This is a genomic window from Janibacter corallicola NBRC 107790 (assembly GCF_001570965.1).
In the GTDB taxonomy this organism is placed as follows: domain Bacteria; phylum Actinomycetota; class Actinomycetes; order Actinomycetales; family Dermatophilaceae; genus Janibacter; species Janibacter corallicola.
In genome coordinates this window covers 57,227-76,472 of the sequence record NZ_BCSR01000006.1, presented here as the reverse complement: position 1 = coordinate 76,472, position 19,246 = coordinate 57,227, and the positions used below count along the sequence as shown (strand labels likewise).

Annotated in this window: 19 protein-coding genes; 11 read left to right on the top strand and 8 right to left on the bottom strand. The window is 72.4% G+C overall.

Features of this window, described 5'->3' with window-relative positions; genetic code table 11:
* The first annotated feature begins 60 nt into the window (after positions 1 to 60).
* From JCO01S_RS04325 to JCO01S_RS04315, 3 genes are read left to right on the top strand one after another with little or no spacing between them, the layout of a single operon-like run.
* A complete protein-coding gene (locus JCO01S_RS04325; RefSeq protein ID WP_068251255.1) occupies positions 61 to 999 on the top strand; it encodes a carbamate kinase in 939 nt (312 codons plus the stop codon).
* 40 nt (positions 1,000 to 1,039) lie between these two features.
* Positions 1,040 to 2,152 carry a barbiturase gene (gene bar, locus JCO01S_RS04320; protein WP_068251249.1) on the top strand — a complete coding sequence of 371 codons (1,113 nt, stop codon included), beginning with the start codon at positions 1,040 to 1,042 and terminating at the stop codon, positions 2,150 to 2,152.
* Positions 2,149 to 3,354 (top strand): CaiB/BaiF CoA transferase family protein, encoded by a 1,206-nt coding sequence (locus JCO01S_RS04315; RefSeq protein ID WP_281189168.1) that lies wholly within the window; start codon positions 2,149 to 2,151, stop codon positions 3,352 to 3,354. The genes bar and JCO01S_RS04315 overlap by 4 nt, the downstream gene beginning before the upstream one ends.
* Before the next feature lie 12 nt (positions 3,355 to 3,366).
* Here JCO01S_RS04315 and JCO01S_RS04310 read toward each other — a convergent pair whose 3' ends face one another.
* The 3 genes from JCO01S_RS04310 to JCO01S_RS15860 form a co-directional block, all read right to left on the bottom strand.
* Positions 3,367 to 4,800: a carboxyl transferase domain-containing protein gene (locus tag JCO01S_RS04310; RefSeq protein ID WP_068251246.1), complete on the bottom strand. Its 1,434-nt coding sequence runs from the start codon at positions 4,798 to 4,800 to the stop codon at positions 3,367 to 3,369.
* A gap of 122 nt (positions 4,801 to 4,922) precedes the next feature.
* Positions 4,923 to 5,621, bottom strand: a complete 699-nt coding sequence (locus JCO01S_RS04305) for a type 1 glutamine amidotransferase (protein ID WP_084342621.1) — start codon at positions 5,619 to 5,621, stop codon at positions 4,923 to 4,925.
* Positions 5,622 to 5,664: 43 nt separating this feature from the next.
* Positions 5,665 to 5,982 (bottom strand): transcriptional regulator, encoded by a 318-nt coding sequence (locus JCO01S_RS15860; RefSeq protein WP_068251241.1) that lies wholly within the window; start codon positions 5,980 to 5,982, stop codon positions 5,665 to 5,667.
* Between the two features lie 166 nt (positions 5,983 to 6,148).
* Here JCO01S_RS15860 and JCO01S_RS04295 point away from each other — a divergent pair, with 166 nt between their 5' ends.
* Entirely contained in the window at positions 6,149 to 7,234 is a 1,086-nt protein-coding gene (locus JCO01S_RS04295) for an S-(hydroxymethyl)mycothiol dehydrogenase (protein WP_068251240.1), read from the top strand.
* Positions 7,231 to 7,842, top strand: coding sequence for an MBL fold metallo-hydrolase (locus JCO01S_RS04290; protein ID WP_068251234.1), 612 nt, complete (start codon positions 7,231 to 7,233; stop codon positions 7,840 to 7,842). Before JCO01S_RS04295 ends, JCO01S_RS04290 begins: the two co-directional genes overlap by 4 nt.
* 21 nt (positions 7,843 to 7,863) lie before the next feature.
* On the opposite strand, the gene JCO01S_RS04285 is transcribed toward JCO01S_RS04290, so the two are convergent.
* Positions 7,864 to 8,349 carry a hypothetical protein gene (locus JCO01S_RS04285; RefSeq protein ID WP_157074473.1) on the bottom strand — a complete coding sequence of 162 codons (486 nt, stop codon included), beginning with the start codon at positions 8,347 to 8,349 and terminating at the stop codon, positions 7,864 to 7,866.
* A 40-nt stretch (positions 8,350 to 8,389) separates the two neighbouring features.
* Here JCO01S_RS04285 and cysS point away from each other — a divergent pair, with 40 nt between their 5' ends.
* Genes cysS through JCO01S_RS04270 form a run of 3 tightly spaced genes read left to right on the top strand, consistent with a single transcriptional unit; the run spans position 8,390 to position 11,254 of the window.
* Complete coding sequence (gene cysS, locus JCO01S_RS04280; protein ID WP_068251229.1) at positions 8,390 to 9,823, top strand: cysteine--tRNA ligase; 1,434 nt, start codon at positions 8,390 to 8,392, stop codon at positions 9,821 to 9,823.
* Entirely contained in the window at positions 9,823 to 10,770 is a 948-nt protein-coding gene (gene rlmB / locus JCO01S_RS04275; protein WP_068251226.1) for a 23S rRNA (guanosine(2251)-2'-O)-methyltransferase RlmB, read from the top strand. The genes cysS and rlmB overlap by 1 nt, the downstream gene beginning before the upstream one ends.
* Positions 10,771 to 10,807: 37 nt before the next feature.
* A complete protein-coding gene (locus JCO01S_RS04270; RefSeq protein WP_157074472.1) occupies positions 10,808 to 11,254 on the top strand; it encodes a hypothetical protein in 447 nt (148 codons plus the stop codon).
* Positions 11,255 to 11,275: 21 nt separating this feature from the next.
* Here JCO01S_RS04270 and JCO01S_RS04265 read toward each other — a convergent pair whose 3' ends face one another.
* From JCO01S_RS04265 to JCO01S_RS04250, 4 genes are read right to left on the bottom strand one after another with little or no spacing between them, the layout of a single operon-like run.
* Positions 11,276 to 11,707, bottom strand: a complete 432-nt coding sequence (locus JCO01S_RS04265) for an RDD family protein (protein ID WP_068251219.1) — start codon at positions 11,705 to 11,707, stop codon at positions 11,276 to 11,278.
* On the bottom strand, positions 11,704 to 12,951 hold the full coding sequence (locus tag JCO01S_RS04260; RefSeq protein ID WP_068251217.1) for a DUF4032 domain-containing protein: 1,248 nt from the start codon (positions 12,949 to 12,951) through the stop codon (positions 11,704 to 11,706). Before JCO01S_RS04260 ends, JCO01S_RS04265 begins: the two co-directional genes overlap by 4 nt.
* A 10-nt stretch (positions 12,952 to 12,961) precedes the next feature.
* Positions 12,962 to 13,747 carry a trehalose-phosphatase gene (gene otsB / locus JCO01S_RS04255; protein WP_068251214.1) on the bottom strand — a complete coding sequence of 262 codons (786 nt, stop codon included), beginning with the start codon at positions 13,745 to 13,747 and terminating at the stop codon, positions 12,962 to 12,964.
* Entirely contained in the window at positions 13,744 to 15,192 is a 1,449-nt protein-coding gene (locus tag JCO01S_RS04250) for an alpha,alpha-trehalose-phosphate synthase (UDP-forming) (RefSeq protein ID WP_068251210.1), read from the bottom strand. The genes otsB and JCO01S_RS04250 overlap by 4 nt, the downstream gene beginning before the upstream one ends.
* Before the next feature lie 86 nt (positions 15,193 to 15,278).
* On the opposite strand from JCO01S_RS04250, the gene JCO01S_RS04245 reads away from it, so the two are divergent.
* The 3 genes from JCO01S_RS04245 to JCO01S_RS04235 all read left to right on the top strand — a co-directional run bounded on the left by JCO01S_RS04245 (position 15,279) and on the right by JCO01S_RS04235 (position 19,121).
* The gene (locus tag JCO01S_RS04245; protein ID WP_068251209.1) at positions 15,279 to 15,707 is read left to right on the top strand and encodes a CBS domain-containing protein; all 429 of its coding nucleotides are present in this window, start codon (positions 15,279 to 15,281) and stop codon (positions 15,705 to 15,707) included.
* 64 nt (positions 15,708 to 15,771) lie between these two features.
* Positions 15,772 to 17,454: a serine/threonine-protein kinase gene (locus tag JCO01S_RS04240; RefSeq protein ID WP_068251206.1), complete on the top strand. Its 1,683-nt coding sequence runs from the start codon at positions 15,772 to 15,774 to the stop codon at positions 17,452 to 17,454.
* The gene (locus JCO01S_RS04235; protein WP_157074471.1) at positions 17,451 to 19,121 is read left to right on the top strand and encodes a threonine/serine exporter family protein; all 1,671 of its coding nucleotides are present in this window, start codon (positions 17,451 to 17,453) and stop codon (positions 19,119 to 19,121) included. Before JCO01S_RS04240 ends, JCO01S_RS04235 begins: the two co-directional genes overlap by 4 nt.
* Positions 19,122 to 19,246 lie beyond the last annotated feature (125 nt).

Here is a 19,246-nt window from a genome sequence, read left to right as displayed (position 1 = left end):
TTCTGATTCGGTAACTATTGACAATGTGGGTGCGTGGGGTCGGCTCGTAGCGTGCTTCACATGCGCTTCGTCATCGCCCTGGGCGGCAATGCCATGACGTCCCCGGACGGGAGTGCACGTCCGGAGGACCAGCGGGCTGCCATCCGTCGGGCCGCGGGCCCGATCGTCGACCTCGTCTCTGCCGGTCACGAGGTGCTCGTCACCCACGGCAACGGCCCCCAGGTCGGGAACCTCCTCGTGAAGAACGAGCTCACCGCCGGCCGCGTGCCGCCCGTGCCCCTGGACTGGTGCGGCGCCCAGACGCAGGCGACCATCGGCATGCTGATCATCAACGCCCTGGACGAGATGTTCGCGGCGAGGGGCCTCGACCGCAGGTCCGCCGCGCTCGTCTCGCGGACGCTCGTCGACCCGGCGGACGCGCACTTCGTCGACCCGACGAAGCCGATCGGCCGGTACCTGACCCGCGCGGAGGCGCAACCGCTCATCGACCAGGGCCAGCAGTTCGTCGAGGTGCCCGAGCGTGGCTGGCGTCGTCTCGTCGCCTCGCCGACACCCGTCGAGTGCCTCGACGGGGCAGCCGCCGACGTCCTGATGAGGTCCGGCTTCGTCGTCGTGTGCTCCGGGGGCGGGGGGATCCCCACGTTCCGCGACGCCGACGGGGCCAGCGTCGGCGCGGAGGCCGTCATCGACAAGGACCTCACCGCGGCGCTCGTCGCGCAGCAGGTGCGCGCGGACCATCTCGTCATCGCCACCGACGTCGACGCGGTGGTGGCGGACTGGGGCAGCGACTCCTCACGGCCCATCGGTGAGGTCGGGACGGCCGAGATGCGCGAGCTCAGCGCCGAGCAGGGGTTCGCGGCCGGGTCGATGGGGCCCAAGGTCGAGGCCGTCACCACCTTCGCCGAGTCCGGTACCGGGATCGGCATCATCACGTCCCTCGAGCGCATCACCGAGGCCATCGAGGGGCGGGCGGGTACGCGGGTCGTGCCCGCCCGCTAGCTCGCCGGGATCCACCACCACCCAATGGAAGGAAGCGCCAGTGCCGTCAGCAATCGAAGTCCGTAAGGTTCCGATCCACTCCGTCGCCGACGCCAGTGAGCTGGCCAAGCTCATCGACGACGGCACCCTGGAGGCCGATCGGGTGATCGCGATCATCGGGAAGACCGAGGGCAACGGCGGGGTCAACGACTACACCCGCATCATCGCGGACCGGGCATTCCGCGAGGTGATCGAGGAGAAGGGCACCCGGTCCGCGGACGAGGTGCACCAGATCCCGATCGTCTGGTCCGGGGGGACCGACGGCGTCATCAGCCCGCACGCGACCATCTTCGCCACGCTGCCCCCGGAGAAGGCGCAGCCGAGCGAGGAGCTCCGTCTCAGCGTGGGCTTCGCCATGAGCGACCAGTTGTTGCCGGAGGAGATCGGGCGGACCCCGATGATCGAGAAGGTCGCGGCCGGTGTCACCCGCGCGATGGCGGAGGCGGGGATCACCGACCCCGCTGACGTGCACTACGTCCAGACGAAGACCCCGCTGCTGACGATCGACACGATCAGGGACGCCAAGAGCCGGGGGAAGACGGTGTGGACCGACGACACCCTCAAGTCGATGGACCTGTCCAACGGCGTCACCGCGCTCGGGATCGCGGTCGCCCTCGGCGAGATCGAGATGCCGACCGACGACGACGTCCTGGCCAACCGCGACCTCTACTCCTCGGTCGCGTCCTGCTCCTCGGGGGTCGAGCTGGACCGGGCCCAGATCGTCGTCGTGGGCAACGCGCGTGGGGTCGGCGGCAACTATCGCATCGGCCACTCGGTCATGGAGGACGCGCTGGACGCCGAGGGCATCTGGGACGCGATCAAGGACGCCGGACTCGACCTGCCGGAGCGCCCCCGGAGCACCGACCTGGAGGGGCGACTGGTCAACGTGTTCCTCAAGTGCGAGACCAGTCAGAACGGCCACGTGCGGGGCCGGCGCAATGCGATGCTCGACGACTCCGACGTCCACTGGCACCGGCAGATCAAGGCTGCCGTGGGAGGCGTGACCGCATCCGTCACGGGTGACCCGGCCGTCTTCGTCTCGGTGTCGGCAGCTCACCAGGGACCCGACGGTGGCGGCCCCGTCGCGGCGATCGTGGACATGGGGCAGGCGTGACGGACACCGGTCCTGCTGCGGATCCGGCGGGCGACGGGCCACTGTCCGGGACCATCGTCCTGGACATGACCCGGGCGCTCGCCGGGCCCCACGCAGCCATGATGCTCGGGGACCTCGGGGCCCGCGTCATCAAGATCGAGGGCCCCTCCGGCGACGACAGCCGTGGGTGGGGCCCGCCCTTCCTCGGGGAGGGTGAGGAGCGGGAGTCGACCTACTTCATGTCGGCCAACCGCAACAAGGAGTCCATCACCCTCGATCTCAAGGACGCCGAGGACCACGACGTGATGACCGCCCTCGTGCGGCGGGCGGATGTGCTCATGGAGAACTTCCGGGTCGGCGTCCTGGACCGACTGGGGTTCGACGTCGAGCGCCTCCACGAGCTGAACCCGCGTCTGGTGATCCTCTCGATCACCGGCTTCGGGCACGACGGTCCGGAGGCGGACCGGGCGGGGTATGACCAGATCGCCCAGGGTGAGGCCGGGCTGATGAGCCTGACCGGCATCGACGAGCCGACCAAGGTCGGCGTGCCGATCGCGGACCTGCTGGCCGGGATGAACGGCGCCTACGGGACGGTGGCCGCCCTCTACGAGCGGGAGCGCACGGGCCGCGGACGCGTCGTGCGCACCTCCCTCATCGCCGGCATCGTCGGGATCCACGCCTTCCAGGGCACCCGATGGACCGTGGGAGGAGAGGTCCCGGGGCTCTCCGGCTCCCACCATCCCTCGATCGCACCGTACGGCCTCTTCCACACCGCGACCTCGCCGATCCAGCTCTCGTGCGGGTCGGAGACGCTGTGGAAGCGGTTCGCGCCCGCCCTCGGGCTGGCGGTCGACGACCCACGATTCGTCACGAACGGCGACCGGGTCGCCCACAAGGAGGAGCTCATCGAGATCCTCGAGAGGACCTTCGCCCGGGAGCCCGCCGACCACTGGCTGGAGGTGCTCACCGAGGCAGGGATCCCGTCCGGGCGGGTCCGCACCATCGACGAGGTCTACGAGTGGGAGCAGGCCGTCTCCCAGGGCCTGAAGATCGAGGTCGACCACGCCACGCAGGGACGTCTCGCGCTGCCGGGGCCCGTCCTGCGGCTCGACGACAACGACTACGCGGGGGCCCGACGCCACCACGAGGCGCCACCGACCCTGGGCCAGCACAACGACTCCGTCCGCCGGTGGCTGGTGGAGGTCGACGCGACCGTGCAGTAGTCGGGGGACGGCTCAGGGCCGGCGCAGCTCGCGCAGCCGTGCGCCGATCGACGCCGCCACGGCGTCGGCGAAGGCCTCCGGGGACTCACCCTCGGCCTCCCTGACGAGGTGGGTGACGATGCCGTCCGCGAGCAGCTCGAAGGCCGAGACGCGTTGCGCCTCCACCATCTGCGGGGCCCGACCCGCGTCGCCGAACATGATGACGCTGGCCCCCTCCGGCGGCAGCGGCGAGAGCCAGGCGTTCTCGGCGGCGATGGTGCGGTCCGCCGGCAGCAGTGCGAGCGCCCCGCCGCCGCACCCCTGTCCGAGGAGGACGGAGACGCTGGGGACCGTCAGCGAGGTCATCCCCGCGATGCAGCGGGCGATCTCCCCGGCCATGGCTCCTTCCTCGGCCTCCGGCGACAGCTCGGCGCCCGGGGTGTCGATCACCGAGACGAGGGGGAGGCGCAGCTGGTTGGCCAGGTGCATGCCTCGCCGGGCCTCGCGCAGGGCCGCCGGGCCCATCGGGGACGAGGGGGACTGCCGGCTCCGGTCCTGACCGATGAGGACGCACGGCATCCCGTCGATCCTGGCGATCGCGATCATGACCGTCCGGTCGTTCTCTCCCTCGTCCGTCCCCTGCAGCCGGATGATGGAGTCACTGCCGTGGCGAAGGACGTCCCGCACACCCACGCGGTGGTCCTCGCGGGTGATCTCGATCGACTCCCACGAGGATCTCCGGCGCTCCGCGGGGCCCGGCCGCTCCTGTCGAGTGGCCGCCGTCGGCGGGTCGAGGAGCAGCCCGAGCGTGCGGTCCAGCACCGCTGCCAGGTCGGTCGTGGGGACGACGGCGTCGATGACCCCCCGTCGCACGAGGTTGTCGCTGACCTGGACCCCCGGGGGGAAGGGCCGACCCTCGAGCGCCTCGTAGACCTTCGGCCCGAGGAAGGCGACCATCGCCCCGGGCTCAGCGACGGTGATGTGGCCCAACGAGCCCCACGAGGCCAGGACGCCGCCCGTCGTCGGGTGCCGGAGGTGCACGAGGTAGGGCAGGCCCGCTTCCTGGTGCGCCACGATGGCTCGGGAGATGCGGGCCATGTGCACGAAGGCGGGAGTCCCCTCCTGCATGCGCGTGCCTCCGGAGCAGGTCGACGCCACGAGGGGGAGGCGTTCGGCGGTGGCCCGGGCCACCGCGTCCGTGATCCGGGCCGCGGCCGCGGCCCCGATCGAGCCGGCCAGGAAGGCGAACTCGTTGACGATCACCGCCACGGGACGTCCGTGCACGAGGCCCCGACCGGTGATCACGGACTCGTCCGTGCCGGCGCGCTCGGCGGCCCGACGCAGCGACTCGCGGTACTCCTCAGGGTGGTGGCGGGTGTCGATCGGCTCGTCCCAGGACTCGAAGGACCCCTCGTCGAGCACGGTCCCGAGGAGCGCGTGGGCGGAGAGTCGCGGCAGGGAGGACATGGCCCGAGGCTAGTGAGCAGCCGGTGGGGGCGACATGTCAAGAAATGCCCAATGAGGGGCACTCGGCAGTCAACCCACGACAGCGGAACCGCTTCTCGGTCACCGGCGACGGGGAACGCCGGTCAGAGCCGTCCGGCGAAGGCGGCGGCCACCGGACGCCACGCCTCCTCGATGGCTGCCTCGCTCGCCTCGATCGAGGCGAGCGTCGCCGGGACGTCGACACCGTCCAGCTCGGTGGTGCCGGCGTCCGTCTCGGCCCAGCGGGCGACGATCCGGCGGTCGGCCTCGGGGTGGCCCTGGACTCCCCAGACGGTGGGCGCGAGCCGCGCGAGCAGCAGGTCTCCCCGCTCGTTCGTGGCCAGCGGCGTTGCGCCGGAGGGCAGTCGGGTGACGATGTCGTCGTTCCACTGGGGGATGGGCGCGTCCTGCGCCGCCCGAAGGACCGGGTCGCCCACGAGCTCGTCCCCGCCGCGGGTGGTGAAGATCCCCAGGGTGCGGCCGGCCGGGTTGCGGCCGACGTCGCCGCCGAGTGCGACCGCCGCGAGCTGGTGCCCCAGGCAGACCCCGAGGGTGGGGGTCGCCCCCTTCGCAGCGACGCGGATCAGCTCGCGGGTCGCCGGCAGCCAGGGTGCCACCCGGTCATCCCGGCAGCCCATCTGCCCACCGAGCACGACCAGGCCCGCGTGGTCGGCGAGGTCGTCCGGGAGGGCATCGCCCTCCCACGGCCGGCGCACGTCGAGGTCGACCTCCTCCTCGCGCAGCCACCGACCGAGGCGGGCCGGCGGGCACGTGGCCTGGTGCTGGATCACGAGGACGCTCATGGTGGGGAAGGCTAGCCCGCGCCCCGGAAGGAGCCGCCGGTGCTCACCGCATCGAGGAGCTCGCCCGCGGGGAGGCGATCCGGGCCAGCCGCTGCAGCTCGGACACGTGCCCGCAGAGGGCCTCCCGGCCCCGCGGGGTGAGCGTCACCCGGGTCAGCCGCCGACCGGCGGCGACCTCGCGCGCGACCGTGACGTAGTCCTCGGCCTCCAGGGCGCTCAGGTGCTTGCTCAGCGCCGAGTCGGACAGGCCGACCTCCTCCCGGATCCGCGCGAAGGGCAGCCCCCGTGCCGGGACGAGCAGGGCGCAGATCCGGAGTCGGTGCGGCTGGTGCACGACCGGGTCGAAGAGCGGACGTGGCATGCCGCCAAGCCTAGTGACTTGCCTCGGCGGAAAGCTCCGGCTTCCCGCACGCTGGCGGTGGCGCCGCCAGCCGGGGGCCGGGGCGGGGTGGCCGCTCCCTTCGGCCGTGGGACACGATGGAGCGCGAAGGGGGCATCCCGTGCCCCGACGCAGGAAGGAGTCTCCCGTGCCGCAGACCGTCAAGGGCGTCATCGCCCGCAGCAAGGACGCCGAGGTCGAGGTCGTCGACATCGTCGTCCCGGACCCCGGCCCCGGCGAGGCCGTCGTGAAGGTCAGCACGTGCGGCGTCTGCCACACCGACCTCGCCTACCGGGACGGCGGCATCAACGACGAGTTCCCGTTCCTCCTCGGCCACGAGGCCTCGGGCGTCGTCGAGGCCGTCGGTGAGGGCGTCACCGAGGTCGCACCCGGCGACCCGGTCATCCTCAACTGGCGCGCCGTGTGCGGCCAGTGCCGTGCCTGTCGCAAGGGCAAGCCGCACTACTGCTTCGACACCCACAACGCCGAGCAGCCCATGACGCTCACCGACGGCACCGTGCTCAGCCCCGCGCTGGGCATCGGCGCCTTCGCCGAGAAGACCCTCGTCGCCGCCGGCCAGTGCACCAAGGTCGACCCGGACGCCGACGCCGCCGCGGTCGGGCTGCTCGGGTGCGGCGTCATGGCCGGCTTCGGCGCCGCCGTCAACACCGGCGAGGTCACCCGCGGCGAGTCCATCGCCGTCATCGGGTGCGGGGGCGTCGGCGACGCCGCCATCGCCGGTGCCGTCGTCGCCGGCGCGACGACGATCATCGCCGTCGACCGCGACCCGCGGAAGCTCGAGACCGCGAAGGAGTTCGGCGCCACCCACACCATCGACGCGAGCCGCGAGGACACCGTCGAGCGGGTGCGCGAGCTGACCGGCGGCTTCGGCGCCGACGTCGTCGTCGAGGCGGTCGGCCTGCCCGAGACCTACGAGCAGGCCTTCTACGCCCGCGACCTCGCCGGCCGGGTCGTGCTCGTCGGCGTGCCGACACCGGACAAGGAGGTCACCCTCCCGATGATCGAGATCTTCGGCCGGGGTGGGGCGCTGAAGTCCAGCTGGTACGGCGACTGCCTGCCGAGCCGCGACTTCCCGATGCTCGTCGACCTCTACCGCCAGGGACGCTTCGACCTGGACCGCTTCGTCTCCGAGCGCATCGGCCTGGGTGACGTCGAGTCCGCCTTCACCAAGATGCACGCCGGTGAGGTGCTCCGCTCGGTGGTGGTCCTGTGACCGCCCGCATCGAGAAGGTCATCACCTCGGGCGCCTTCGAGCTGGACGGCGGCTCCTGGGAGGTGGACAACAACGTGTGGATCGTCGGGGACGACGATGAGTGCATCGTCATCGACGCCGGTCACGAGGCCGCCCCGATCCTCGAGGCGGTCGGCGAGCGCCGGTTGCTCGCGATCGTGTCCACCCACGCGCACAACGACCACGTCAACGCCGCCGCCGAGGTCGCCGACGCGAAGGGGGCACCCATCTGGGTGCACCCGGACGAGGCCCCGTTGTGGCAGATGACCTACCCGGACCGGGCGCCGGACGGCGCCCTGGCCCACGGCCAGGTCATCACCGTCGCCGGTACCGACCTGACCGTGCTGCACACGCCCGGTCACGCGCCGGGTGCGTGCTGCCTGCACGTCCCGGAGCTCGGGGTGCTCTTCTCCGGCGACACCCTCTTCAACGGCGGCCCCGGCGCGACCGGGCGCTCCTACTCCGACTACCCGACGATCGTGGAGTCGATCCGCGAGAAGCTGCTGACCCTCCCCGCGGAGACGGTCGTGCACACCGGCCACGGGCCGGACACGACGATCGCCGCCGAGGCGCCGAACATCACGGACTGAAGCGGCCCGCTGCCCTCGCGGTCAGGCCGCGAGGGCAGCGAGCGTCAGCGCGATGAGGATCCCCATCTCGAGGATGGCGAAGGGGAACCCGAGGCCCCGGACGACCCTCGCCTGGGCGAGTGTGGCCCCGGCCGCCACGAGGGTCTGCCGGTCCGGGCTCGGGCCGCGTGCCCCCGCCGGAAGCAGGCTCGCGACGAGCGGTCCGAGGGGGACCACGACGAGCAGGAGCCCCGCGCAACACACCAACGAGGCAGGCGTCGTCGCCTCCCGCAGCTGCAGCACGAGGACGGAGCCGGCCACGCCGGCGGCGACGATCACCAGGTGCAGGAGCAGCACGCGACCGGTCGTGGGCAGGGCCCCGGCGCCCGGGCGGAACCAGATGCGGATCAGCCTGCGCTGCAGACCGATGCCGACCGCGAGGCTCCACGTGGCGACGGCCAGCGCAAGGACCAGCGCCGCCCACGTGGGGACCTGCACGGCCAGCGGGTCGACGTCCTGTGCTGCCACGCGCCCAAGGTAGTCCACCGCGCCCGTTAGCCTTGTGCGCGTGACCCTGCAGCTCTTCGACTCCGCCACGCGCACCCAGCGCGACTTCGTCCCGGTGACCCCCGGGAAGGTCGGCATGTACATCTGCGGCCTCACCACCCAGGGCGCCCCGCACATCGGGCACCTGCGTTTCGCCGTCGCCTTCGACATCCTGCGGCGCTGGCTCGTGCGCGGTCACGGGTACGACGTCACCCTCGTGCGCAACGTGACCGACATCGACGACAAGATCCTGCGCAAGGCGGACGGGACCGACGAGCCGTGGTGGGCCCTCAGCTATCGCAACGAGCGCTACACCGCCGAGGCGCTGGAGCTGCTCGGGGTGCTGCCGCCGACCTACGAGCCGCGCGCCACGGGCCACGTCCCCGAGATGGTCGGACTCATCGACCGGCTCATCGAGCGGGGCCACGCCTACCCCGCGAACGACGGCTCCGGCGACGTCTACTTCGACGTGCGCAGCTGGGCAGAGTACGGGCGGTTGAGCAACCAGAGCCTCGATGACATGGTCGCCGCGGACGACGCCGATCCCCGTGGCAAGCGCGACCCGCGCGACTTCGCCCTGTGGAAGGGGGCCAAGCCCGAGGAACCGGACACGGCCAGCTGGCCCACCCCCTACGGCACCGGGCGCCCCGGCTGGCACCTGGAGTGCTCGGCCATGGCGCGCAAGTACCTCGGCGATGCCTTCGACATCCACGGCGGCGGGATCGACCTGCGCTTCCCCCACCACGAGAACGAGCAGGCGCAGTCCCACGCCGCCGGGTACGACTTCGCCGGCTACTGGCTGCACAACGGCTGGGTGACGGTCAAGGGCGAGAAGATGGGCAAGTCCCTCGGCAACGCCATGGAGGTCCAGCACCTCGTCACCGAGCACGACCCACTCACCGTGCGCTACTTCCTCACGGCCGCCCACTACCGCTCGATGATCGAGTACCACGTCGGGTCCCTCGACGAGGCCGCCTCCGCCGTCGAACGGATCGAGGGCTTCCTGCGCCGGGCGCTGCCGACCCACACCGTCCTGGAGGCCGACCCGGCCGTGGAGCTGCCGGTCGAGTTCGCCGAGGCGATGGACGACGACCTGGGTGTCACCGGCGCGCTCGCGGTCATCCACGAGACCGTCCGCAGCGGCAACACCGCACTCGACGAGGGGGCCCGCGACGAGGCGGCCCAGATCGCGCTCACCGTGGTCGCCATGACCGACGTGCTCGGCGTCAACCCGCTCTCCGGAGTGTGGGCCGGTGGCGCGGGGGGACGCGAGGACGAGCTGGCCGGTGCCCTCGACGCGGTCGTGCGCACCCAGATCGAGGCCCGTGCCGAGGCCCGGGCCGCGCGCGACTTCGAGACCGCCGACCGGATCCGCGACGAGCTGACGGCCGCCGGTATCACCCTCGAGGACACCCCGAGCGGCGCCCGCTGGACCCTGACGCGGAGGGAGCACTGATGGCCGGCAACAGCGGCCGCCGCGGAGCCGTCCGCCGGAGCGGCTCGAAGAAGGGACCGACCGTCGGGTCCGGCGGCCAGCGGCGCAAGGGACTCGAGGGCAAGGGACCGACACCGCGGGCAGAGGACCGCCCGAACCACAAGAAGTACCAGGCCGGCCGGGACTCCCGCCGCCGTGACGGGGGCCGGTCGGCCCCGCGGCGCAAGGCGGACTCGAGCGAGGTCATCGCCGGGCGCAACTCCGTCATCGAGGCACTGCGCGCCGGGGTGCCGGCGACGACGATGTACCTCGCCGGACGGATCGAGGGGGACGACCGGGTCAAGGAGGCCCTCAAGGCCGCGGCCGGGCTGGACATCCCGATCATGGAGGCCTCCCGCCAGGAGCTGGACCGCCTCACCGACGGGGCCGTGCACCAGGGCCTGGCCCTGCAGGTGCCGCCGTACGAGTACGCGTACCCGAAGGACCTCATCAACTCCCAGCTGCCGGGCACCCCGCTCGTCGTGGCGCTGGACGGGATCACCGACCCGCGCAACCTCGGTGCCATCGTCCGCTCGGTCGGTGCCTTCGGGGGCCACGGTGTGGTCGTGCCGCAGCGGCGCAGCGCCGGCATGACCGCCTCGGCGTGGAAGACCTCCGCCGGTGCGGCGGCGCGGATCCCGGTGGCCCGCGCCAGCAACCTCACGCGGGCCCTCGAGGACTACCGCAGGGCCGGCTTCTTCGTCATCGGTCTGGACATGGACGGTGACGTCGAGCTGCCCGGTCTGGAGCTGGCCGACACCCCGCTCGTCGTGGTCGTCGGCAGCGAGGGCAAGGGGCTCTCCCGGCTCGTGGGCGAGACCTGCGACCAGATCGTGTCGGTGCCGATGAGCAGCGCGGTGGAGTCCCTCAACGCAGGAGTCGCCGCCGGCGTCACGCTCTACGAGATCTTCCGGCTGCGGAGAGGTTGAGCGGGTGGGTGTCACTCCGCAGCAGCCGCAGTGGCCCATGACCAGACCGGCCGCGATCACCATCGCGTGGGTCGCGATGGTGGCGGCCGCGGTCCTCACTGCCCTGGCGGGTCCGCTCACCCTCGCCGCGGACTGGCAGGACTTCCGCGGCGAGGTCGAGCGCGCCCTCAGCGAGGACGGCACCCTCGAGATGCTCGGCCTCGTCCTCGCGGTCGGCGTCATCTTCGTGGTCGCGATCTCCTTCGGGATCGCCGCGCTGTGGCTCGTCATGGCCTGGCTGACCGGGCGCGGGGCGGAGTGGTCGCGGGTCGTGGGGACCCTGCTCTTCGGCCTCTACGTGCTCGTGTCGATCTGCTGGTTGATCAGCGTCGCCGACCCGGTGCCGCTCATCGCCGACCTGCTCACCCTGCCGTGCGGGCTCGTCGCCGTCATCGCGATCTGGCAGCGCCCGGCGACGGCCTGGTACCGCCGGCCCCGTCCCTGAGCGGGCGAAGGGGGCCTGCCGTCACCCTCCGTGGTGGACCACGATGGTGCCCGCGGCGAGGTCGGCCAGCGACCGGTCCTGGTCGTCGATGAGCACCCACAGCCACGAGAAGACCCCTGCCACCCGGCCCACCAGCTCCCGCAGCAGCGCGGGGCCGACCGCCGGGGGCAGACCGCTCGTGGCGTCGACCACCTGCAGCCCGCAGACCCGCTTGCCGATGCTCTGACCGGTGCGGACCACGAGCACCACCCGGTTCCAGACGATGAGCGCGATGTCGACCAGGAGGGCCAGGCCGAGCAGGACGAGCCCCACGGCGACGAGCGCGCCCGAGTCGCCGGCGAGGAGCACGATCAGGCCGAGGACTCCCACGAAGAGCGCCGCGAGGCCCGGGATGAGCTCGTCGATGATCCCGGCCGGGATCCGGTCGACGAAGTCGGCGGTGCGGAGGTTCACGGATACCCATCCTCCACGGTCGGTGGGACGGGTTCGTCGGTGGTGAGCACGGCCTGCTCGTCCGGTCGCCCCGGCAGGACGTCTCGGAGGTAGGCGGTGATCGCCTCCTCGAGGGGGATGTCGTGCCCGGCCCGCTCGGCCATGTACCAGCGGTGCTCGAGGATCTCGTGGAAGATCTCCGGGGGTTCGAGCTTCCGGCGCAGCCGGGACGGGACGGCCCGGACCGTGGGCCGGTAGACGAGGGTCAGCCAGTCGTTGGCGACGAGCTCCTCGTCCTCGCCCTGGCGGTCCGTGGCGGCGGTGTAGGAGTCCAGGTCGTTGAGCAGCCGCCGGGCCTGGTTGTCCTCGACGTCCAGCCCGGTCAGCCGCAGCAGCCGGCGGGCGTGGTGGCCGGCGTCGACCACCTTCGGCTGGATCCGCATGGACGACCCGTCGAGGTCGGTGGAGATCTCCAGCTCGTCGACGTCGAAGCCCAGCGCGTTCAGCCGGCGGATGCGCTCGTCGACGCGCCACCGCTCCCCGACCTCGAAGGTCTCGTCCTCCGTCAGCTCGCGCCACAGGTGCCGGTAGCGGCCGATGACGGCCTGGGAGGCCTCGATCGGGTCCAGCCCCTCGGGCAGGTACCCACCGGCCGCGAGGTCCATCATCTCCCCGGCGATGTTCACCCGGGCCAGGTCGAGGTCGTGCTCGCGCTGCCCGTCGGTGAGGGAGTCGTGCAGCTCACCGGTCTCGGCGTCGACGAGATAGGCGGCGAAGGCCCCGGCGGAGCGGCGGAAGAGGGTGTTCGACAGCGAGACGTCCCCCCAGAAGAAGCCCACGAGGTGCAGCCGGGCCAGCAGCACCGCGAGTGCGTCGACGAGCCGGTCGGCGGTGTCCTCGCGCAGCTGCTGGCTGAAGAGGGCCCGGTACGGGAGGGAGAACTGCAGGTGCCGGGTGACGAGGCAGGCATCGAGTGGGGCACCCTCCTCGTCGGTGCGTCCCGCGACGACGGCGATCGGCTCGACGCAGGGCAGGTCCAGCCGGCGCAGGTTGCGCAGCAGGTGGTACTCCTCGCGGGCGAGCGACTCCTTGATCTCCTTGACCGCGACGATCCCGCCGGAGAGCCGGGCGAAGCGGACCACGTGCCGGGAGATGCCCCGGGGCAGCGCCGCGAGGAGGTCCTCGGGCCACTGCGCGAGCGGGACCGACCAGGGCAGGTCGAGCAGCGCCGGGTCCGGCCGGGCGGCGAAGATGTCCAGGGACATGGCCTCTCGCCTACCGTCCCGACCCCGAGCGGGCCACGCGCTCCGCGCGCTGCTCCCGCAGCCGGGTGAGCAGGCCCGGGACCTCGGTGGCGTCGGTGAGCCGCACCGTCGCCGCGGTCTCGCCGTCCCCGACCTTGATGCCGAGGTCGTGCGGGCCCAGCACCGCGAAGACGTGCTCGTCGGTCACGTCGTCACCGAGGTAGACGATCGCGTCGGCTCCGAGCTCCCCGGCCAGGCCCTGCAGCGCGGTGCCCTTGTCGGCCCGCACGACGCTCAGCTCGTGCACCGCCTTGCCGGTGAGGAGCCCGACGCCCTCCGCCGTGGCCGCCTCCGCGGCGATCTCGTCGGCGACCGCGACGCTCTCCTGCGCCAGGCCACGGGTGTGCAGGACCACGGCGGTCGGCTTCTCCTCCACGCGGATGGCCGGGTCGCGCTCCGCCACGGCGGCGTGGACGGCCTCCCGCAGCCGCCGCAGCCGATCGGCCACCTCCGCGGTGGGCCCGGTCCCGCTCTCCCGGGTGGTCTCGGCGCCGTGGCTGCCGATCCGCACGACCGCGGACCCGGCGAGCCCGGTCAGCGCCTCCAGCGTGGCCAGGTCGCGGCCGGAGACGACGGCGGACCAGGTCCGGGGGAGGGCGGCCAGGGCCCGTAGCGTCTCGGTCGTGCCCTCCTGCGCCCGGGCATCCATCGGGTCCATGACGAAGGGGGCCAGCACCCCGTCGAAGTCACTTGCCACGAGCAGTCGTCCGGCCCCGGCGACCCGCTCGAGGGCTCCGGCGGCCCCCTCCCCGGTCACGGCCGGGCCCCCTTCGCCCCGGTGCGGTCCGGCCGCTCCGGGGCCAGCTCCAGGTTCGTGAGGAACCGGTCGGCCCAGGTCTGCACGTCGTTCTCGCTGACCTGGCGCCGCAGCGCACGCATCTGGCGCCGCTTCTGCCGGGGGTCGGTCTCGATCGCGCGCATCATCGTCAGCTTCAGCCCCTCGATGTCGTGCGGGTTGCACACGAAGGCCTGCTTCATGTGGTGCCAGGCGCCGGTGAACTCGCTGAGCACGAGGGCGCCGCCGTCGTCGTGGCGGCACGTGACGTACTCCTTGGCGACGAGGTTCATCCCGTCCCGCAGCGGCGTGACGAGCATGACGTCGGCCATCTGGAAGAGCGCGGCCATCTCCTCGCGCGGGTAGCTGCGGTGCAGGTAGTGCAGGGCCGGCCGGCCGATCGCCGAGTAGGTCCCGTTGATCCGCCCGACGGTCGTCTCCACCTCGCTGCGCAGCTGCCGGTAGGCCGCGACCCGTTCCCGACTGGGCGTCGCGACCTGCACGAAGGTCACCTCCGGCGAGCGCAGGGTGCCATCGACGAGGAGCTCCTCGTAGGCCTTGAGGCGGTGCCGGATGCCCTTGGTGTAGTCGAGGCGGTCGACGCCGAGCATGACGACCTCGGGATCGCCGAGCGAGGCCCGGATCTGCTCCGCCCGCTGCTCCACCGCCGGGGTGCGGGCCAGCTCGTCGAGGCCCTCGTAGTCCACGCTGATCGGCACCGCGGAGGCCCGCACCACGCGGACGGAGCCGTCCGGGTCCGTGGTGGTGACGGTCTCCCCCTTCGTCGTGCGCCCGTCGAGCTGCCGGGCCGCGCGCAGGAAGTTCTGGGCGTCGGCCTGGCGCTGGAAGCCGAGGTAGTCGGCGCCGAGGAGGCCCTCGATGATGCGTGAGCGCCACGGCAGCTGGGCGAAGAGCTCGACCGGCGGGAAGGGGATGTGGTTGAACCAGCCGATCCGCACGTCGGAGCGCCGCTCGCGCACCAGAGCGGGCACGAGCTGCAGCTGGTAGTCGTGGATCCACACCTTCGCGCCCGGCGCGGCGACGTCGCACACGGCCTCGGCGAAGCGCTCGTTGACCGCCCGGTAGTCCGCCCACCACTCCCGGTGGAAGTGGGCCGGCACGATGACGTCGTGGTAGATCGGCCACAGCGTCTCGTTGCTGAAGCCCTCGTAGTAGGAGGTGATCTCCTCCCGCGAGACCGGCACCGGGTGCAGCCACATGCCCGCCTCGGCGAAGGGGGCCGGAGCCTCACCCGCCTCACCGGCCCAGCCGACCCAGGCCCCGTCGCGATGTCGCATCACCGAGTCCATCGCGGTCACCAGGCCCCCGGGGGAGCGGTGCCACTCGTTCCTGCCGTCCGGACCCACGACACGGTCGACGGGCAGGCGGTTGGCGGCGATGACGAGGTCGAACTTGCGAGTGGCCACGGCAGTGCTCCTGACGGTCGGTGGTGACCAGCCTATGTACCGCGCAAGGGCTACCGCTGGGATCGGCGGCCCGGTAGCGTCGATACATGAAGATCTCGGACGTGCTGCGGAACAAGGGCACCGATGTGTTCACGGTGTCGCCCGACTCGACCGTCACCGAGCTGCTCGCCGCGTTGGACGAGCACGGCATCGGCGCCGTCGTCGTCACCTCCGGGGACGGTGTCGTCGTCGGCATCGTCTCGGAGCGGGACGTCGTGCGACGGCTGCACCGGGACGGGGTGGGCGTCCTCGAGGGGCCGGTGAGCGCGATCATGACGCGCCAGGTGCAGACCTGTGAGGAGGACGACCAGGTCGCCGACCTCGCCGCCCGGATGACGGAGCGACGCATCCGCCACGTGCCCGTGCTGCGCGACGGCAAGCTGCAGGCCGTGGTGAGCATCGGCGACATCGTCAAGCACCGGATCGACGCGCTGGCGGCCGAGCGGGACCACCTCGAGGCCTACATCCAGCAGTGAGGCATCAGCAGGCACTCAGGTAGCGCTGCGACAACTCACACCCGTGTCGCCCTAGTCTGGACCCATGACGACTGAGCTCATCGGGGAGGACCCCGCCCCGGACGAGCGTGGGAGCGTGCCAGTGGCGGACTTCGAACGGATCGGCCCCTACCGGGTGCTCCAGCAGCTCGGCCAAGGGGGCATGGGCATCGTCCACCTGGCGCTCGACGAGCGCGGTCGGGCGGTGGCCATCAAGGTGCTGCGTGCCCACGTCGCGCACGACGAGGACGCCCGCGCCCGCCTCTCGCGCGAGGTCGACACGCTGGCCAGGGTGCGCTCGAGGCGGATCGCGCCGGTCTTCGACGCCGATCTGGAGGCCGAGCAGCCCTACATCGTCACCCGGTACGTGCCGGGGCCGAGCCTCGAGCAGTACGTCCACGAGCAGGGCCCCCTCGACGCCCAGCAGCTGCTCTCCCTCGCCCGCGGTCTCGCGGAGGCGCTGCGGGCCATCCACGGCGTCGGGGTCATCCACCGTGACCTCAAGCCGGGCAACGTGCTCATGCTCGACGGCGAGCCGGTCGTCATCGACTTCGGGATCGCCCACATCGCCGACACCTCCCGGATGACGATGACCGGGCTGGTCATGGGCACCCCGGGCTATCTGTCCCCGGAGCTGGTCGAAGGGGGTCACGTCACCCCCGCGACCGACTGGTGGGGATGGGCGGCCACGCTCGTCTTCGCCTCGACCGGCCGGTCCCCCTTCGGCCGTGGCGGTATGGAGGCGATCCTCTCCCGGGTCGCGCGCGGCGAGGCGGACCTGCGGGACGTCGACCCGGACCTGGCGCCGCTGCTGCACGCCGCGCTGACCCCCGACCCCGAGCTGCGCCCCGACGCCGACGAGGTGATCGCGGCGTTGGAGGCCCGTGCCCACGGCCGGCCCGTCACCGACGTGCTGCCGCAGCGCACCCGGACCCTCGAGCCGGACCGCACCCGGCAGCTGCCGGCGCAGCCGCAGCAGCCGCCGCCCCCGTGGGGGAGCGGGGCCTGGGAGGACCCGAACCCGCAGCCCGAACCCGTGGCGCCCGCGCCGCAGCCGAGCGACGGCCGCAGGCCGTGGCCCGGAGTCGCGCCCGGCCTCTCGGACCGGCCGGGGGACCCCCGGATCGGCAAGCCGCAGCGCAGCGACGTGCTCGCCTCGCTGCTCGTGGCGCTCGTGGCGCTGACCGCCGCCCTGCCGTGGGTCGGGGTGGCAGTCGTGCTGCTGTGGTCCCTGGTCGCCCGGACCGTGGACAAGTCGATGACGGCCACGGTGCGTCGCCGCTACCGCCGCGGGTACCGACGCAGCGACACGCCGGTCGCGGTGGCATCGAGCCCGCTGCACCTGCTGGGCGCGCTGCTCGCCACGATCACGACGGCCCTGTTGCCCCTGCTCGTCGGCGCCGCGGGGCTCCTCGCGACGGCGGTCGCACTCGCCTCCACGGGCGGCCACGAGGTGCGCCTGGACGACCCTGCCCCCATCGCCGTCGGCGCGCTGCTCGCGATCGTCATCGGCTGGTGGGGGCCCGGCGGGCCGAGCCTGCGCCGGGGCAGCCGCAGCATGGTCCGAGGGGTGACGACGCCGACCCCCTTCCGGGTCGTGGCCGTGCTGGCGCTGCTGGCCGTCGGGCTCATCGTCCTCGGTGGTCTCGTGCTGGGCTCGCTGGACGTCTCGTGGTGGCCCATGCTGGAATCGCCCGTGCCTGACCCGCCGCAGCTGCCCGGCCTATGACGACACCGCCGCCACCGGAACCACGCAGGCCCCGCCGCGCGCGGCCGCAGGACGACCAGCCGAAGCAGCGGCCCCCGCGGAAGCAGGAGCCGGGGGCGCAGGCCATCCCGGTGCAGCAGCAGCGTCCTGTCCGTCGGCGGGCACGGCCCTTCGCGACGTCGGAGCCCACGCCGCCGCAGGGGCCGCAGCCGAAGCCGCGACGTCGGCCCTCGCTGCGCGGGGAGAACCCGACCGAGACCATCCCGCTGCGGGGTTCGCTGCGCGGCACTCCCTACCGTGACCCGCGTGTCACGCGTGCGGTCGCGGAGGAGCAGGCCGCCGCGAGCGCGATGGACCTCGCGCTGCGCGTCGCCGAGGTCATGCTGCGCTGCGGCTCGAGCGCGAGCGCCGTCGAGGCGGCGACGACCGCGGTGGGCGTCGTGGCGGGGCTGGAGGACATGGACGTCGACCTGACGATGCAGTCGATGCACATGCAGTGCCGCACCCCGTCCGGCCAGACCATCTCCCGGCTGCGGGTGGTGCGTCAGCCGCGGCGGGACTTCGGACGGCTGTCCCAGGTCCACTCCCTCGTCGACGACCTCGTCGACGGCGACGTCGACATCGAGCAGGCCCAGCAGCGCCTCAAGGAGATCAACACCTCCCCCCGGACCTGGTCGCGGTGGGTCGTCACCTGCGCGGAGGGCAGCGTCGCCGCCGGCGTCGCGCTCATGCTCGGGGCGAGCCCGGGCGGCCTCGTGCTCGCGTTCCTGGCGGTCACCGCCGTCAGCGGGGCCGCGAAGCTCGTCTCGGGGCTGAACCTGCCCGACTTCTACCTCAGTGCGCTCGGCGGTGCCGCGGCGACGATCGTCGCCTTCTGCGGGTACCTGCTGAGCGTCAAGGACGCGGTGCCGCTCAATCCCAGCGACTTCGTCTTCGCGATGGCCGGTGGCATCGTCTTCCTGCTGCCCTCGCTGACGCTGACCTCGGCGATGGAGGACGTGCTCTCCGGGTTCCCCGTGACGGGGACGGCCCGGCTCTTCGAGGTGATGCTGCACACCTTCGGCCTGATCATCGGTGTCGCCGGCGGGCTGGGCCTGAGCCTGCAGGCCGTGACGGTCCTCCACATCGGCCTGCGGCCGCCGCCGCTGGAGCAGCTGGAGTGGGCCACGGCCCCCTTCCCCCTGGTCCTCCTCGGGGCCGGCTTCATCGGCCTGACCGGAGCCATGACCATGCTGGGCCACGAGCGGTTGCTCCTGTGGTCGGGCGGCCTCTCCGCCGTCGGGGTCGCCGCAGCCTCCTTCATGTCCGACCTGGGCGTCGGGCGGGTCACCGCGACCGGCCTCGCGGCCGTGGTCATCGGCTTCTTCTCCCGCGTGGTGGCCCTGCGCAAGGACGCCCCCGCGCTGACCATCCAGGTACCGGCCACCTTCGGCCTGCTGCCCGGTCTGGCGATCTTCCTCGGGCTGTACCACATGGTCGGTCCCGCGGACGTCACCGAAGGGTCGATGGTCCAGCAGGGCATCGTCGAGGTCCTGACTGCTCTGGGCATCATCATGGCGATCGCGACCGGTGCCACGCTCGGTGACCGACTGGCGGCCCCCTTCGATTCGCCTGTGGCACAACGGCGCCGGGAAACCTCGGCTCGCGAGGCCGAACGACGCAACAGTGATGAGCGGGAGGAGACCTGAACGTAAGCGGGCGGTGAGTTCCACGTCACGGGCGAGTCAGGTTGCATTGCCAGATCACGGGAAGGTAACGTTCCGAAACGTCCGCGAACGAAGCCAGTCAGTTCTGGCAGTTCACACACATCAGA